Genomic DNA, 14,493 nt, shown 5'->3' with positions numbered 1-14,493 from the left:
ATGGCATTTATTATTTCACTTGATTATCAAACAATATTAATTATTTCAGGAATTTGTGGTCTTGTTTCGTTTTTATCAACATATTTAGTAATGCCTCGGCTCATAAACAAATTAAAAAATGCTGATGTGGTAGGTAAAGATATACATAAAATTTCTAGACCCATTGTTGCTGAAATGGGGGGAATTGGTATTCTTTTTGGATTCACCATAGGCATGTTTTTAGGTATTTATGCCTTTCCCCATATACAATATGAACTAATTATTACTCTTTTAGTTATTCTTTTAGTGGGAATTGTGGGTATGGTTGATGATTTAATCATGCTTTCATCTAAAGAGAAGCTTATTTTACTATTTTTAGCAGGCCTTCCTCTAATTTGGGTTGCACCTCCTCAAGTAGGTATTCTCTATTTGATAATGATGCCAATTTCCGTTTCTATTGCATCTAACCTAACAAATATGCTGGCTGGTTTAAATGGCATTGAATCCGGTTTAGGTTCCATTGCTATGATATCTTTAACAATATCATGCATTATAATGGGTAAATATAATGTTTCCATCATCACTATTGCCATGTTAGGTGCTTTACTGGCATTTTTGATGTATAATCGACACCCCTCCCGTGTATTCCCTGGGGATGTGGGGACCTTGATTATTGGCGCATGTATCGCAGCAGTTGCCTTTATTGGAAGAGTAAAGCTTATAGCTCTTATAATACTTTTACCTAATATTATAGATGGTATTTTAAAGTTTTACAGTGCGGGTGTTGTAGAAAGACAGAATCATACTCCTACCAAAGTGCGCGAAGACGGCAGGTTATTAGTGCCAGATGAAGGATTCAAATCATTAATACGTTGGATCTTAAGAAAACCAATGAAAGAGAGAAGTGTTGTAATAATTGTTTGGGCAATTGGAATTTTATTTGGATTTCTTGGAATTTTAATAGCTTATTTAATTCCTTTCGATCCAATCTATTTTTAAATTTTCATTTTTTTATTTTGAAATAATTAATTTCACGTTATTCATTGTATAATGTGTTTAAAATATCAATAGATAATGATTCTGCTTTTTTATTATCTAATTTTTGGAATTTTTCAACTGCACTTCTAAAATTGTTAGAAACTCCTTCAATATCCCCTTGAATAAAGTTTAGAGTTCCTAAAAGAATCATCGTTATAGCCAAACCTTTTTCATCATTCAAACGACGGAAAAATTCCTTGGCATCTTTAAAATATTTAAAAGCCTCATTCAGCTTTTCCTGTTTTAATGATTGGTTGCCCATTAATAAAAGCAATGTTGCTTCCCCCGGTTCATCACCGATTTCACGGGATATTTTAAAGGCTTCTTTTAATTGAACTAAAGCATTAGTGTCTTGAGAATATGATTCATACATAGATACACCATCAATCATATTAACAATTAAATCTAATTTAGGAATAATAGTTGCAATATCCATTTGATAATCTTCTTCAACTTCAGGAACCGCAATACCTTTCATTTTATTAATTTCAGATATATCAAGGGCTTCTTTAATTTTTTCTACTTCTTTTATTTTCTCCTTTACTTCATCTTTCAACGGAGACTTAGTGGAGCGATAAATACGTAAAGATTCATGGTAATATTCTAATGCTTTAATAATTTCTCGTGAATTTAAATAAACATCACCAATTGAATCTAAAACAAAGGCTTCTAATTCGTTATTATTTAAATCAATAGCCATTCTTAAAGCTTTTTCTAAATATTTAATAGAATCTTCAAATTTTTCTTCATCTAAAAAAATAGAACTAATATTTATAAGTAAATCAAACTCTTCGTTTTGGATTTCTTCAAGCCTTTGAATATAATACTCTAATGACTCTTCGTTTTTTTTCTTGAAAGCATCAAATACGCCTAAAGTTTGAAGAATCATTTTTCATCACCTTATTTTGATAAAATATTCTAGGTTTTACTTTTATCTAAAATCAGGGATCTTTTGAGGGTTATCTGATTTGCAAATTTATATGATGGTGTTATGTGGTATAAATTCTTTTAAAGAATCAGGTTATTTAATAACAATACCTGAATTGTTTATATTATAATTTGTTTCTATGGTATCTATTTCGCTTGATTCAAATGAAATTTGATTGCCATCCATTATAATTAGATTATCCACAATTTTTATCAGATATTCATCAATTTTATCATCAACTGATCCATATGTTTGTGTAATCAATGCCATACCATTAGCTTCTCTAATTCTATCTATATATGATTTAACAACCCTTAAAACTAAATTTGGAGGATTAAATGCAAATTGGGTCGTAAGAGAGTCAAAGACAGATCTAAATTTAGTTGATTTTTGAAAAACTGTTCTGGTACCGGTACCTACTTTCACCATCATGTCTGTGGGGTTTTGAATTGATGAAAATTTATGATTGGTTGAATCTTCAAGTTTCATACCGGACAGTCGGGATAGAAGGTCTATTACATAAATATTTTGATTATCTAAATGTGTTTTTAGAAACCAATTAAAATCCATGGCTCTTTGTTCTAATTGTTTCCAACCATAGTCTGCTGTTATATATAGGCAAGGTTCTTCTTTTAATAATCCATTATACATAAATTGGTAACAAAAAATGGACTTACCCACTTTAGGAGGACCATAAATTAGACTAACTGTGCCTTTAGGAATACCATCAAGGCCTTTTTCAGCAAGCATTGCATCAAAACCAGGAATTCCTGATTCAAAATTTTCGCTCATGATTATCACATATAAATTAGAATATTATTTACTATCTTTAACTACGATTCCCTGGTCAGTTATTGAATAATTTGCTTTTTTCTTTCCAGTTCCAACCATTGCTTCAATACTTATTTCATCACCATCTAATCTTATTATATTGTCCACAATGGCTTTTAACATAGTTTCAACTTTGGAATCTGCAGAACCTTCAGTATAAGTAACTACTGCCGTTCCCCCTGCTTCTTTAATTCGCATTATATAGGCGGTTAATACTCTAACAATTAACATTTCCTGATTGAATGCCATTAAAGTGGTAAGAGAATCCAAAACAGAACGGAATCGCGGTGCTTTTTGAGAAATGAATCTGGTCCCCACACCTAATTTAACCATAATATCTGTGGGATTGTGAACTGAAGACGAGAGATAGGTACTGGTTTCCATTATCTTACTTCCTGAGACACTGGAAATAGCATCAATTAAATATAAACTTTCTTCTTCGAAGTAATTTTCTAAATCCCATCCAAAATCGCTGGTATTTTGTTGGAATTGTTTAATTCCATAGTCAGTTGTAATATACAAACAAGGTTCACCCTGCAATAATCCATTATACATAAATTGATAACAGAAAATTGATTTTCCTGCTTTTGGGGGTCCATAAACCAAAGTAACTGTGTTTTCTGGAATGCCCCCAATACTATCGCTGGCAGTTAATGCATCAAAACCAGTTATTCCTGAGGGTATACGAAGTATCATTCAATCACCATAAAGTAGTTCTAGTAAAGCATCTAAGGCTTCGGTTATGCCTTTTTTTTCAGTTATAATAGTGGGGATAATTGGTATATCTTTGTTTAATTTCATTTTTTCTCTTATTTCATCGGGAGAAAGAGCATCTGGTAAATCTTGCTTATTAGCAATGATTACTTTAGGTATGGCTTCAGCTCTTGTTTTTCGAATCATTTCTTTAGCACGAGCAAAAGTCTGTGGTGCCGTGGAATCTACTATAATAAATGATCCAACTGCTTCTTTAGATAATACATCTAATATTAAATCAAATCTTTCCTGCCCTGGTGTTCCAAAAACATCGGCTAAAAAACCTTTATAATCAACATGACCTATATCCATGGCAATAGTAGTTGGAAAAGCAGACATTGCTTTTCTATCAACAGAAACTGATTTTGTTGATATAGATTTCACAAAACTTGATTTCCCAGAATTATAAGGTCCCGTAACCAGGATTTTAGGAACATAAACTTTAACTCCACCGGGCTGTACTACAAAAAATAGTACCATGGTACTTATAGGTTCAGTCCATGAAGAATTAGCAACCATAAATCCCTGCCCAATAATTACTCTTTCTTCAATGGTTTTTAAATCAACAACACAGTCCATAGATTCTTTAATTTTATTCACTAATTCTTTTGAATAGTCCCATTCAGTAAATATGTAAACTAAAGTCGTTTCGTTTTCTTTGGCTTTTTCATTCCATTTTTGAATTATATTTAATGTGTTACCATTATCAAGATAATCAATTATGACAGAAAGATTGTTGATTACGGCAATGCCATTAGGAACTTCTTCAATTGCTTTTAAAATAGTATCTTCTACTTTTGAGTAATCATTTATATGGTATTTGCTTGTTGAAGGGGCTCCTATAAAACTGGAACTACCATCTACAAAAAAAACTTTTTCATTTTTCAGAAATGACTCTAAATCCCATCCATAAGAATTAAATTCGTATTGTATAGTTTCGGGTTCGGCGACATTAGTGAAAATAAAAGCAGGATCTCCTTCTTCAACTCTTCCATTAAGCATTTGATAACCAAATGCTTCACAATCGACTCCGGGATAAGCACAAAACATGATGGAAACACCATCTAAAATACCTCCACCCAAAAGATCATCAAGCTTAGGAATGTAGGTTTTCCGCATATTTACATCTCCTTGAGGATAGCATCGACTTGGCTTGCTCTACTTTCCATTTCAAATAGAATAAGACCTAATTGAGCTTCTGGTTCAGTTAATGCTGTAAAAATTGCTTTATCTCCGGCGGGTTTTAAAATTATGGTTCCCTTTTCAGTCCTAACAGAAATTTCTCCTACTGATCCTGTATTCATTTGTCCAGAAGCCGCTTCAGCTGCTCCCATTATAGTTGAACAAAGAGCTGAAAAAATTCTAGCATCCACATCGGGAGGTGTACGTGAATTAATAAGTAGACCTTCTTTGGATACAATGCCACTTGCTTTAATCTGTCCCACTTGCATGAATGCAGAAAGTACATCATCCAGTTTTTCTTTTTTTGTTTTGGTCATACCTTCACCCTAAATACATTAGTATATTATTATTTTTATCTTTAGACTTATATAAAATGAACATTTTGTAAATTCTGATTCATTTGCAATTATAATTTATTGCCATTATTCTTTAAATTTTTGTTTTAATAGCTAATTTCGGTCATATTTACAAAGAATACTATTTTTCATAGTTATAATAATAAGAAGAGTTATTTTATAATAATTTTATTCTCATTAAGTTCATATTGTGCTTGAGCGGTTTTAAAACCTTTTATCTGAATCGTATTTGTTTCCATATTAATGATTCCCTGTGCTAGTTGTCTTACAGTTCGAATTTCAATGTCGTCATGCGCACGCTCTTCCATTAACATGATATTGCTTCCCCCTGTTGAACGAATACGGGTTGTTAAAATATGTAAAAATTTAAAAACAGTTCTTAAATTGGAATACATCAAAAGTGTGGAAACAGAGTCTAGGACTATTCTGATTTTTTTTATTTTCCGTTCATTGGATAAAACATTAAGAAAATCATTAAGTGCAACCATAATCATCGTTAAATCCATAGGGCTTTCAACATAGCGTATCTGCTCAGAAAATGGTTGTTCAATAGTAGAACCAAATTTACTAGATACGCAATCCACAATACATAAATTATCTAGATTTACTTTACCCAGATTTTCTACTATTTTCTCGGCAGTTTCATTTGTAGAAATTAAGATACAAGCTTCATCATTTTTCAAACCTTCTATGATGAAGTCACGTGATAAAAATTCTTTTCCAGAGAAAAGGTCCCCTGATAAAAGTATATTGCTACCTGGAGGAATTTCCCATGGTAACCCTGCTACACCCAGTAAATAATCCATAACTCCACCATTCAATTATTGTTTGTATTTGTGTAAATATCTTTCTAAATAGTGGATAATTATTGTTTAACTTATAATATTATGAGTTTAGTAAGTTAATCACTCCTTATGATTATTATTTAATTTATTTGGGTACTTGCTTTTTCATTCATGAATTTGTAGGTAGTGGTTTTAAACCCATATAACATCGGCTGTAGTAAATACAAATTTTGGCGAAAAAACAGGATTAAATAAGGCATTTGTAGAATTTTCAGTTTTAAAAATTTTACAAATACTTCTTCTAACATTATAATTTATTCTATCACCCACAGAATTTTTTTCATAGCTATTTTTTAAAACTGCACAAGACGCATAAACTTTTAACTGAATTTTAGTTTTTTTATAATTATTATTATAGCCCTGATTTTTAGATTCAATTTTTACTATTTTAATAGATGAGGGTGCAGTTATTTTTGGTTTTTCCGTTTCATATTCATTGAAAATACTTTTTGAATAGATTGCAAATCCATTGATATTAGATCCACTTAGAGCACCGGATCTTGCTGCAGTCATGGCCATATTTAATTCATGGGCATCAGTCAAATAATTACTAATCATTAAAGTAATCATGATTGTAATTCCTACTAAAATTAAATATTCATAGGTTATTTGCCCTTTTGAATCCATATGGTGCCTCTTTTATCTTAATGTTAATAGAATTTTATCTTTATTTTATTTCACTTATTTTTAATGCAAAACTATGATTTAAAGGAATATTCTCCACATAATATGATTTTCCAGGGATGATAACTAATTCATTCACATTTTTTAAATTAGAATCAACTATTGTCATAGGATAATGGGGGGTTTTACCTTTTTTCCCTTCAATTTCTACATATACTGCAGAATATTTTATTTTTACTAAATAAGTTGAATTTCCAATTTTTTCAGGTAGTTTTATATTTATCTTTTGACCATAACCCCCACAATAAACTTTATTCAATGCATTGCTTATTTTTTCTATTTGTATCCTGGATTGGGATAATTTTTGGGTTTCTTCTGCTAAAATAGCCCGTTCTGATATTATATTTATGAGTCCTGTAAAAATAAACATAATAATCATTACCGATAAAAGAAAATCTACACTAAAAACTCCATCTTCGTCCATAGAATTAATTTAATATTAATATTATATAAAGTATTACGATTGAGCTATAAATTGTAACTTTTAATATTAATATTCTATTTCGTATTATAATTGGAGTTAACTTAAATATATAAGAAAAAAATGATAAGGAAAATAAGACATATATTAATTTGTTTCTATAATAATTTTTAATCGAAAAAATATATTATTGGGGAAATGGGGAACAAATGTACATAATAACTGTTTATACAGGAGGATCCTATAAATTTGATGAATTCAGAGAGTTTATTGAAGATTTAGGTGGTTTGATCCTGAAAAAAGATTGTTTCCAGTTAATTAGAGGGTTATATTTTCTTTCAGAGGAAATTCACGTACTCACCATCATTCCGTATAAAGATAAAGAAGCTACCATCAAAAAAACCAAAGAAATTAAAGGTATTTTGGAATTTCCTGATTTTAATGAAGAAAATAGAATTAAAATATTATCTTGTTTACCTCTTATTGATATTTTAAGCAAAAACGGATCATGGATGAGCAAATCTGAGATTAAAAATACTATTAAATGTCCCTGTGAGACACCGATCTGTAGTGAAGATGAAATCTGTTGCACTGAATACATGGCAGAAGTTTTAGATGGTATGGTTCAAATGGGAATGATTGAGATATGTGAAATCCAGGGCAATCTTAAATATAAAATAATAAAAACAGAAAATTAAATTTATTCTATTAAAAACATTATTATGAGTTAATAGGTTTGTGATTAAATAAAAGATAAGGTTTAGTAGTTTAACAATAATAAATACATTAGGAAAAGAATATGATTAAAGGAAGCACATTGGTAATAGCGGGATTTTTAATTATAATGCTGGGGTTTTTTTTAATTATCGTCGGCAGTATGTGGCAGGTCACATCAAGTGATTCTAAAGATGTTGATTCTGGAGGAGAAATTAAAACTGGCGGGGTCATAATGATTGGACCCATACCCATAATATTTGGTAATGACAAGGGAATGGTATATATTGGGGTTTTCTTAGCATTAATTTTAATGATAGTGTCTTATTTCTTATTCTATCGCCACTGATTCATTTATGGTTCATTGATTAATAAGGAATAATCTCACGGTAAAATAATTTAATATTTGGTGAAATATTTATGAATATAATTATTTTAAGTTCAGGAGAATATGGGTCTCGAATTGTAAATACAATAGCATCTAAGGGATTTGCTAAGGATATTGTGGGGTTATATGAATTTTCAGAAGATCTTCCTGAATTTTTGGATGATGTGGAAGACCATATCCCTAATAATATACCTGAAGCTGATTTATTAATATCAGTAGGTCTTTTTGGTGATATAAACATGGTAATTCCAACTATTGCGGAGATTTCTGGTGTCCAATCTGTCATTGTTCCTATTCACAACCCTCAACAAATTCCCTCTGGACTAAAAAATGAAATTGAAAATTCAATAGAGTCTGCTAGAATAATATTCCCCAAACCATTTTGTTCATTAACTTTTCAGGATGATTTATATATTGATGAGTTTGTAGAAGTTTTTGGAAAGCCAGAACTGGAAATTCAGGCAAATACTCAAATAAAACAGGTTAAAGTTATTAGGGGTGCGCCATGCGGATCTACATGGTATTTAGCAGAACATTTAGTCGGTATTCCATCAATTGAAGCTGAATTTGAGGCAGGAAATAAATTCCATAATTATCCCTGTTTGGCTTCAATGAATGTTGATCCTTTATTGGGAGATACAATAATGCATTTAGCTGGCTATAAAACAAAAGAAGCTGTTAAAAGAGCTTTAGGATACTCCTTAAAATCTGCTGCCGTGGATAATGAAATTTGTTTGGGGGGAGAAGATTGCGACTATCTTTGTTTGAAAGCATGCCCTAATGTTAAAGCAGGGGATAATACCATATTTATTAAAGAAGATAAAAAAGCTGAAATTGATCCTGCGTCGTGTGGAATTTGTGAAATTTGCATAAAAGAATGCCCTTATGGTGCTATTGAAGTTTTTGAAGAAAAAATCATTCTTAAATCTAAAAAATAGCAATAATTATTTTTTTCTCAAATTTGTTGATATAACTCAATTATATATGTTTAATCCATAATTTATTAAATAAAGATTTTGTAATTTCATGATTAAAAAAGAATATGGGTAATATACAACGATGCATTGCAATCAAAACAATAAAACAGTGATAAGTGAAAAAAATGGAAGGTAAAGTTATTTTCATCGGAGGAGGTCCAGGCGACCCTGAATTATTGACAGTCAAAGGACAAAAAGTAATTGAAACTGCTGAAATCATTATTTATGCGGGTTCTTTGGTAAATAAAAAAATATTAAATTGTTCAAGTGAAGGTGCCAAGATTTACAATAGTGCATCCATGAATTTAGAAGATATAATCGAATTAATGGAAAAAGAGGTAAAGAACGGTAAGATAGTTGCAAGAGTTCATACTGGTGATCCATCTATATATGGTGCAATTGGTGAGCAGATAAGGGAATTAGAAAACAGAAAAATTAATTATGAAATCATACCTGGTGTAAGTTCCCTATTTGCTACAGCTGCTGCCCTTAAAACAGAATTAACTCTACCTGAAATTTCACAAACGGTTATAATAACTCGTCCTGAAGGTAGAACTCCTAAACCTTCAAAAGAACAACTTTCTGCTCTAGCACAACATCAAGCAACCATGTGCATTTTTTTAGGTGTTCACATGATTAAAGATGTGGTTCGTGATCTTTTAGAATGTTATCCTCTTCAAACACCGGTAGGTGTTGTAAAAAAAGCGTCATGGGATGAAGAACTGGTAGTCAGAGGCACTTTAGAAAATATTTCTGATAAAGTAAAAGAAGCTGGAATAACCAAGACTGCACTTATCATTGTAGGAAAAGTATTGGATCCTGGAGATTTTAAAGTATCTAAATTGTATGATGCTGAGTTTACACATGAATACAGGGAAGGTTCTAAAGATATTTAATTTTTAGACCTAAATTATCTTTTTTAAATTTTCCCATTTTTTGTTATTATTAAATGATTAAAATACTACCAATTTAGAATAGTCCATTTTACCACAGTTTCTAAAGTTCCGGGTAATCTCATATATTCTACTCGAATCTCCTTCTAAAATGAATAGTTCTAAACAGTTGTTCTCTTTTAAATGACTATGTATTTGAGTATTCACTATATCTTCGAAGTCGTGTTTTATTTCAGTTACTTTATCTTCAACCTTTTGGCTATGTATGATAAAAAGAACTGCATTTATATGCCCCGAAATTTCTTTTTTTTGTTTATTTTCATCTATAAGTGTTCTACAAGCAGCTCTAATGACATCAGATCTTCCAGAAAAACCCAGTTCTTTGTTTAAATCATCGATTTCAGATAAAAGTTTTTCATTAAGTGAAATACTTATAACTGTCATAAATATACTATTTTAATAATTATTTATATATTTTAGTGTAAAATCTATTAAACAAAATTTAAATATTATTAATTGTTATAAAATATTAAAATTTATTTAATAAAAATTGCATATATATGATTGAAGCGAAATGATTGAATATTCTTGGTATGTTGAAACTTATTAAATTAGAAAATCTTTAAGGGATAAAATGACCCCAAAGAAAAAAATTTTGGTTTTAATAATTCTATTAATTGCACTAACAAGCTTATTATTATTTGCATTAACTTTTATCTACTCTGATAGTGATAATACTCAGAAAATAACTGTGGCTGCTTCAATAATGCCTCAAAAAGAGTTCATAGAGAAGATAGCGGGAGATAAAATAAATGTTGTAATAATGGTTCCTTCTGGAGCTGATCCCCATACTTATGAGCCAGAGTCTAGTAAATTAAGACAGGTATCACAAGCCGATGTTTATCTGGAGGTAGGTTCAGGAATAGAGTTTGAATTAATATGGATGGATAAATTAAAATCAATGAATCCTGAAATGGTGGTTGTTAATTCTTCTAAAGGAATTAATTTAATTAAAATGGAGGATAGTGGAAGTAATTCAGCAGAGTCGCACCTGGAAAGTGAGTCGGATCCTCATGTATGGACTTCCCCAAAAAATGCTATGATGATGGTGGAAAATACATATGAAGCATTGGCCAAAGCAGATCCAGCCAATCAAAATTATTATTATCAAAATAAAGAGAATTATCTAAATAAATTGGGAGAATTAGATACTGAAATCTCCAGAGAACTTTCTGGAAAAAACAATTCAATCATGTTAGTTTACCATCCGGCATGGGGCTATTTTGCTAAGGAATTTGGATTAAAGCAAATAGCCATTGAAAAAGAAGGTAAAGAACCAACCCCTCAAACTATGGCAGATATAATTGCAATGGCCAAAGAAAATGATATAAAAGTTATTTTCATATCTCCACAAATTAGCCGTAAAAATGCAGATACCATTGCCCGGGATATTGGTGCGGATGTTGTGGTAATAGATCCATTAAGCAGCAATTACATGGAAAATATGGAAAACTTACTGAAAACCTTGAAAAATCAGAATTAATGAATATAATGATAGTTCTTTAATTGGTGGGTTAGATGGCACAAAATGTAATAGTTCTAAAAAATATTAATTATGTTTTAAATAAGAACTATATTTTAGAAGATATAACTATATCCATAAAAGAAAACGATTTTTTAGCAATTATAGGCCCTAATGGCGGCGGAAAAAGTACATTACTCCAAATTATATTGGGGTTAATTAAACCTACTTCTGGATATGTTGAAGTTTTAGGTGAATCGCCTGAAAAATCTAGAAATTTTGTGGGCTATTTGCCACAACACACTCATTTTGAAACTGATTTTCCTATTAACGTTTTTGAAACAGTTTTGATGGGTAGGTACAAAGATGTCTTTAAAGGCTACAATGAAAATGATAAAAAAATTGTCTTAAAATGGCTTGAAAACCTTGATATACATCATTTAAAAGATAGACAAATTGAAAGGCTTTCGGGTGGTCAAATGCAGCGTGTTTTTTTAGCCAGAGCACTGGCCCGAGAACCGAAAATTCTTTTACTTGATGAACCTACTTCCAGTATTGATCCTAAAACTCAAAACTCTTTCTACGATCTTTTACAAGATATTCGAGAGAAAATGGCAGTTGTATTGGTATCCCATGATGTGGGTGTTGTCTCATCTTATGTGGATAACATAGCCTGTTTAAATAGACGCCTTTATTCGCATGGTTCAATAGAAGAATCCATTAAAGGTTTAGAAAAAGCATATCAATGTCCTATTGATTTAATTGCTCATGGAATTCCACATAGGGTTTTAAGAGAACATTGATGGGTTCAAATTTATTATTTAGTGGTGGCCATGTTAGAGTTATTCCAGTACCAATTCATGCAGAATGCTTTCATAGCAGCTATTTTAGTTAGCATATCCTGCGGAATAGTCGGTACTTATGTAGTAATCAAAAAAATTGTTTCTATTAGTGGTGGAATTTCTCATGCAGCTTTTGGAGGTATTGGATTAGGTTATCTGCTAGGAATAAATCCTATAGTCACAGCCATACCATTCAGTGTTTTATCTGCTCTTTTTATGGGAATTGCCAGCAAAAAAGTTAATATAAGTGAAGACACAGCTATTGGAATTTTATGGTCAGTGGGAATGGCCATGGGGATAATATTTATTAACTTAAGCCCGGGCTATGCTCCAGATCTTTTTAGTTATCTTTTTGGAAGTATATTAACAGTTCCTTCAACTGACTTGTTAATAATGTTTTTTTTAGATATAATAATAATTTTAACTGTTTTTCTTTTTCACAGAGAATTTAATGCTATTGCTTTCAATGAAGAATTTGCTCAATCAGTAGGTGTTCGATCTAATTTATTTTATATGCTGCTTTTAGCATTAGTCGCCCTAAGTGTTGTAGTAATGATAAAAGTAGTCGGAATAATTTTAATAATTGCTCTTTTAACTATACCTGCATCAATAAGCAAGCAGTTTACATTTAATATCAAAAAATTAATGTTAAGTTCATGTATTATAGGTATTATTTTAACCATGGTGGGCTTATGGCTATCTTTCATATTTGATTTTTCTTCAGGCGCTACAATTGTGATTGTTTTAGCAACTGGATTTTTAATATCTTATTTGTTGAAAAATATATTAGAAGAGCTCAATGAAGTATAGATTAATCAACTTTTTTCAAAAAATGTTTTATTCCCATTAAAACAAATAGAATGTTATGATGGGGATTAGAAAAATAAATCTAGTTTTTATATTATTGATAGCTTTTGTTTCCTGTAATGTATGTTGGGCAGATGTTGTAGAGCCTGGAACTAAAGAAGTGGGCTTAAATTACCAAATTGAAAATATAAATGATTATTCTGATTACGTTTTTTTAGCTCATGGCATTCCGAATCCTTCTTTTCAATTGATTAATAGTTCTGAGTTTTCATTTTATAAATTAAGTCAGGTTTCTATTTATGCCATGCAAAAATCTGATTATTCTCAACTTGATTTTTCAAAGATGAATGATTCTTCTATTGAAAATTTTTTTAATAATGATAAAAGAATTATAAAGTCTAATTTAAATCTTTCTGGATTTTATGGAGTAGTCCCTGAATCTAATCCACTTGAAAGTGCATTAATGGTCCTTAAAATCGAATCAGTTAATCCCAATCAACTAAATATTACAAAAGCTCGAATGGTTTATTCCTATAACGACGGTTCCTCATCTTTAGAAAATTTCACGGATCAAGCCGTGACCCCTGAACCCGAAGATCGTAGTGTTCTAAATACTTCTATTTATTCGTTAATTATTTTAATTGTAATACTGCTTCTCGTGTTACTTTTTGTTAAAAAAATGCAAAATAAATGATTAAAATGTGGGGTGTGTTCTTCTATTTTTAATAAAATTTGATTTATTTGGATTAGGAAATCCATATCAAAAATTTTATTATCAATTTTAATCAATTAATTAATCAACTTTAAATTTTAATGATATTTTTGTTAATTTATTTAAAACAATCCTGGAGACTCTAAATGAAATGTGGTGCTGACTTAAGAGATACCTTGAAATCTGCTTTAGATGATTATTTAAGCATAACGATTATCACTGGTAAAACTTACTACGGTGAAGTCAAAATAGTTGAAACTGATTATGTGCTTTTAGAACTTAAGTTGAGGGGTGGTAAAACTAAAACATCTGTTATTATTCCCCATGCACATATAGTTACCATAACACTTTAATTATTTGATTCTTTATAATTAGTTTTTCTATTTTTTTTATTAACAATTTTTTGTAAAATACTATATAATTATTATTCTAATAATTTGTATTACTTTTTCTCGGATTTTCCCCATTTTAGTAATAACACAAATTATATAATTGGTATTACTATAATATTTGAGTGATATAATTAGTGTTAATTGTATCACATATTTTTTTGAAAAATAATTTTTAATGGAGGTGAAAAATGATGAGAAGAAAGCAATTGATTTTGATTTTGACTGTTTT

The 14,493-nt window shown here is 30.3% G+C and carries 19 protein-coding genes; 10 read left to right on the top strand and 9 right to left on the bottom strand.

Features of this window, described 5'->3' with window-relative positions; all coding sequences use genetic code 11:
• Positions 1-978, top strand: a complete 978-nt coding sequence (locus MXE27_RS10995) for an MraY family glycosyltransferase (protein WP_248612492.1) — start codon at positions 1-3, stop codon at positions 976-978.
• A 37-nt stretch (positions 979-1,015) separates the two neighbouring features.
• Here MXE27_RS10995 and MXE27_RS10990 read toward each other — a convergent pair whose 3' ends face one another.
• The 8 genes from MXE27_RS10990 to MXE27_RS10955 form a co-directional block, all read right to left on the bottom strand.
• Positions 1,016-1,906: a tetratricopeptide repeat protein gene (locus MXE27_RS10990; protein ID WP_248612491.1), complete on the bottom strand. Its 891-nt coding sequence runs from the start codon at positions 1,904-1,906 to the stop codon at positions 1,016-1,018.
• Positions 1,907-2,038: 132 nt separating this feature from the next.
• Complete coding sequence (locus tag MXE27_RS10985; RefSeq protein WP_248612490.1) at positions 2,039-2,737, bottom strand: RAD55 family ATPase; 699 nt, start codon at positions 2,735-2,737, stop codon at positions 2,039-2,041.
• Positions 2,738-2,761: 24 nt separating this feature from the next.
• A complete protein-coding gene (locus tag MXE27_RS10980) occupies positions 2,762-3,472 on the bottom strand; it encodes an RAD55 family ATPase (RefSeq protein ID WP_248612489.1) in 711 nt (236 codons plus the stop codon).
• Positions 3,473-4,648: an ATPase domain-containing protein gene (locus MXE27_RS10975; RefSeq protein ID WP_248612488.1), complete on the bottom strand. Its 1,176-nt coding sequence runs from the start codon at positions 4,646-4,648 to the stop codon at positions 3,473-3,475.
• Between the two features lie 2 nt (positions 4,649-4,650).
• Complete coding sequence (locus MXE27_RS10970) at positions 4,651-5,028, bottom strand: roadblock/LC7 domain-containing protein (RefSeq protein WP_248612487.1); 378 nt, start codon at positions 5,026-5,028, stop codon at positions 4,651-4,653.
• A 191-nt stretch (positions 5,029-5,219) separates the two neighbouring features.
• Positions 5,220-5,873, bottom strand: coding sequence for an RAD55 family ATPase (locus MXE27_RS10965; protein WP_248612486.1), 654 nt, complete (start codon positions 5,871-5,873; stop codon positions 5,220-5,222).
• Between the two features lie 171 nt (positions 5,874-6,044).
• Entirely contained in the window at positions 6,045-6,539 is a 495-nt protein-coding gene (locus tag MXE27_RS10960) for a hypothetical protein (protein ID WP_248612485.1), read from the bottom strand.
• 40 nt (positions 6,540-6,579) lie between these two features.
• Entirely contained in the window at positions 6,580-7,020 is a 441-nt protein-coding gene (locus tag MXE27_RS10955) for a hypothetical protein (protein WP_248612484.1), read from the bottom strand.
• 206 nt (positions 7,021-7,226) lie between these two features.
• Here MXE27_RS10955 and MXE27_RS10950 point away from each other — a divergent pair, with 206 nt between their 5' ends.
• The 4 genes from MXE27_RS10950 to cobM all read left to right on the top strand — a co-directional run bounded on the left by MXE27_RS10950 (position 7,227) and on the right by cobM (position 9,992).
• The gene (locus MXE27_RS10950; protein WP_248612483.1) at positions 7,227-7,715 is read left to right on the top strand and encodes a methyl-coenzyme M reductase family protein; all 489 of its coding nucleotides are present in this window, start codon (positions 7,227-7,229) and stop codon (positions 7,713-7,715) included.
• Between the two features lie 101 nt (positions 7,716-7,816).
• Complete coding sequence (locus tag MXE27_RS10945; RefSeq protein ID WP_248612482.1) at positions 7,817-8,080, top strand: TIGR00304 family membrane protein; 264 nt, start codon at positions 7,817-7,819, stop codon at positions 8,078-8,080.
• 71 nt (positions 8,081-8,151) lie between these two features.
• Positions 8,152-9,057: a DUF166 domain-containing protein gene (locus MXE27_RS10940; protein WP_248612481.1), complete on the top strand. Its 906-nt coding sequence runs from the start codon at positions 8,152-8,154 to the stop codon at positions 9,055-9,057.
• 164 nt (positions 9,058-9,221) lie between these two features.
• Positions 9,222-9,992, top strand: a complete 771-nt coding sequence (gene cobM, locus MXE27_RS10935; RefSeq protein WP_248612480.1) for a precorrin-4 C(11)-methyltransferase — start codon at positions 9,222-9,224, stop codon at positions 9,990-9,992.
• A 57-nt stretch (positions 9,993-10,049) separates the two neighbouring features.
• Here the strand turns inward: cobM and MXE27_RS10930 are convergent, their stop codons facing one another.
• Complete coding sequence (locus MXE27_RS10930; protein ID WP_248612479.1) at positions 10,050-10,433, bottom strand: CopG family ribbon-helix-helix protein; 384 nt, start codon at positions 10,431-10,433, stop codon at positions 10,050-10,052.
• A gap of 190 nt (positions 10,434-10,623) precedes the next feature.
• Here MXE27_RS10930 and MXE27_RS10925 point away from each other — a divergent pair, with 190 nt between their 5' ends.
• The 5 genes from MXE27_RS10925 (at position 10,624) to MXE27_RS10905 (ending at position 14,225) form a co-directional block, all read left to right on the top strand.
• The gene (locus MXE27_RS10925; protein ID WP_248612478.1) at positions 10,624-11,532 is read left to right on the top strand and encodes a metal ABC transporter solute-binding protein, Zn/Mn family; all 909 of its coding nucleotides are present in this window, start codon (positions 10,624-10,626) and stop codon (positions 11,530-11,532) included.
• Positions 11,533-11,567: 35 nt separating this feature from the next.
• Positions 11,568-12,314 (top strand): metal ABC transporter ATP-binding protein, encoded by a 747-nt coding sequence (locus MXE27_RS10920; RefSeq protein ID WP_248612477.1) that lies wholly within the window; start codon positions 11,568-11,570, stop codon positions 12,312-12,314.
• A gap of 30 nt (positions 12,315-12,344) precedes the next feature.
• Complete coding sequence (locus MXE27_RS10915; RefSeq protein ID WP_248612476.1) at positions 12,345-13,163, top strand: metal ABC transporter permease; 819 nt, start codon at positions 12,345-12,347, stop codon at positions 13,161-13,163.
• A gap of 58 nt (positions 13,164-13,221) precedes the next feature.
• The gene (locus MXE27_RS10910) at positions 13,222-13,854 is read left to right on the top strand and encodes a hypothetical protein (protein ID WP_248612475.1); all 633 of its coding nucleotides are present in this window, start codon (positions 13,222-13,224) and stop codon (positions 13,852-13,854) included.
• A gap of 164 nt (positions 13,855-14,018) precedes the next feature.
• Positions 14,019-14,225, top strand: a complete 207-nt coding sequence (locus tag MXE27_RS10905) for a hypothetical protein (RefSeq protein WP_248612474.1) — start codon at positions 14,019-14,021, stop codon at positions 14,223-14,225.
• The last annotated feature ends 268 nt before the right edge of the window (positions 14,226-14,493 follow it).

This window comes from Methanobacterium alcaliphilum (assembly GCF_023227715.1).
In the GTDB taxonomy this organism is placed as follows: domain Archaea; phylum Methanobacteriota; class Methanobacteria; order Methanobacteriales; family Methanobacteriaceae; genus Methanobacterium_E; species Methanobacterium_E alcaliphilum.
This window is presented reverse-complemented; position numbering and strand designations above follow the sequence as displayed.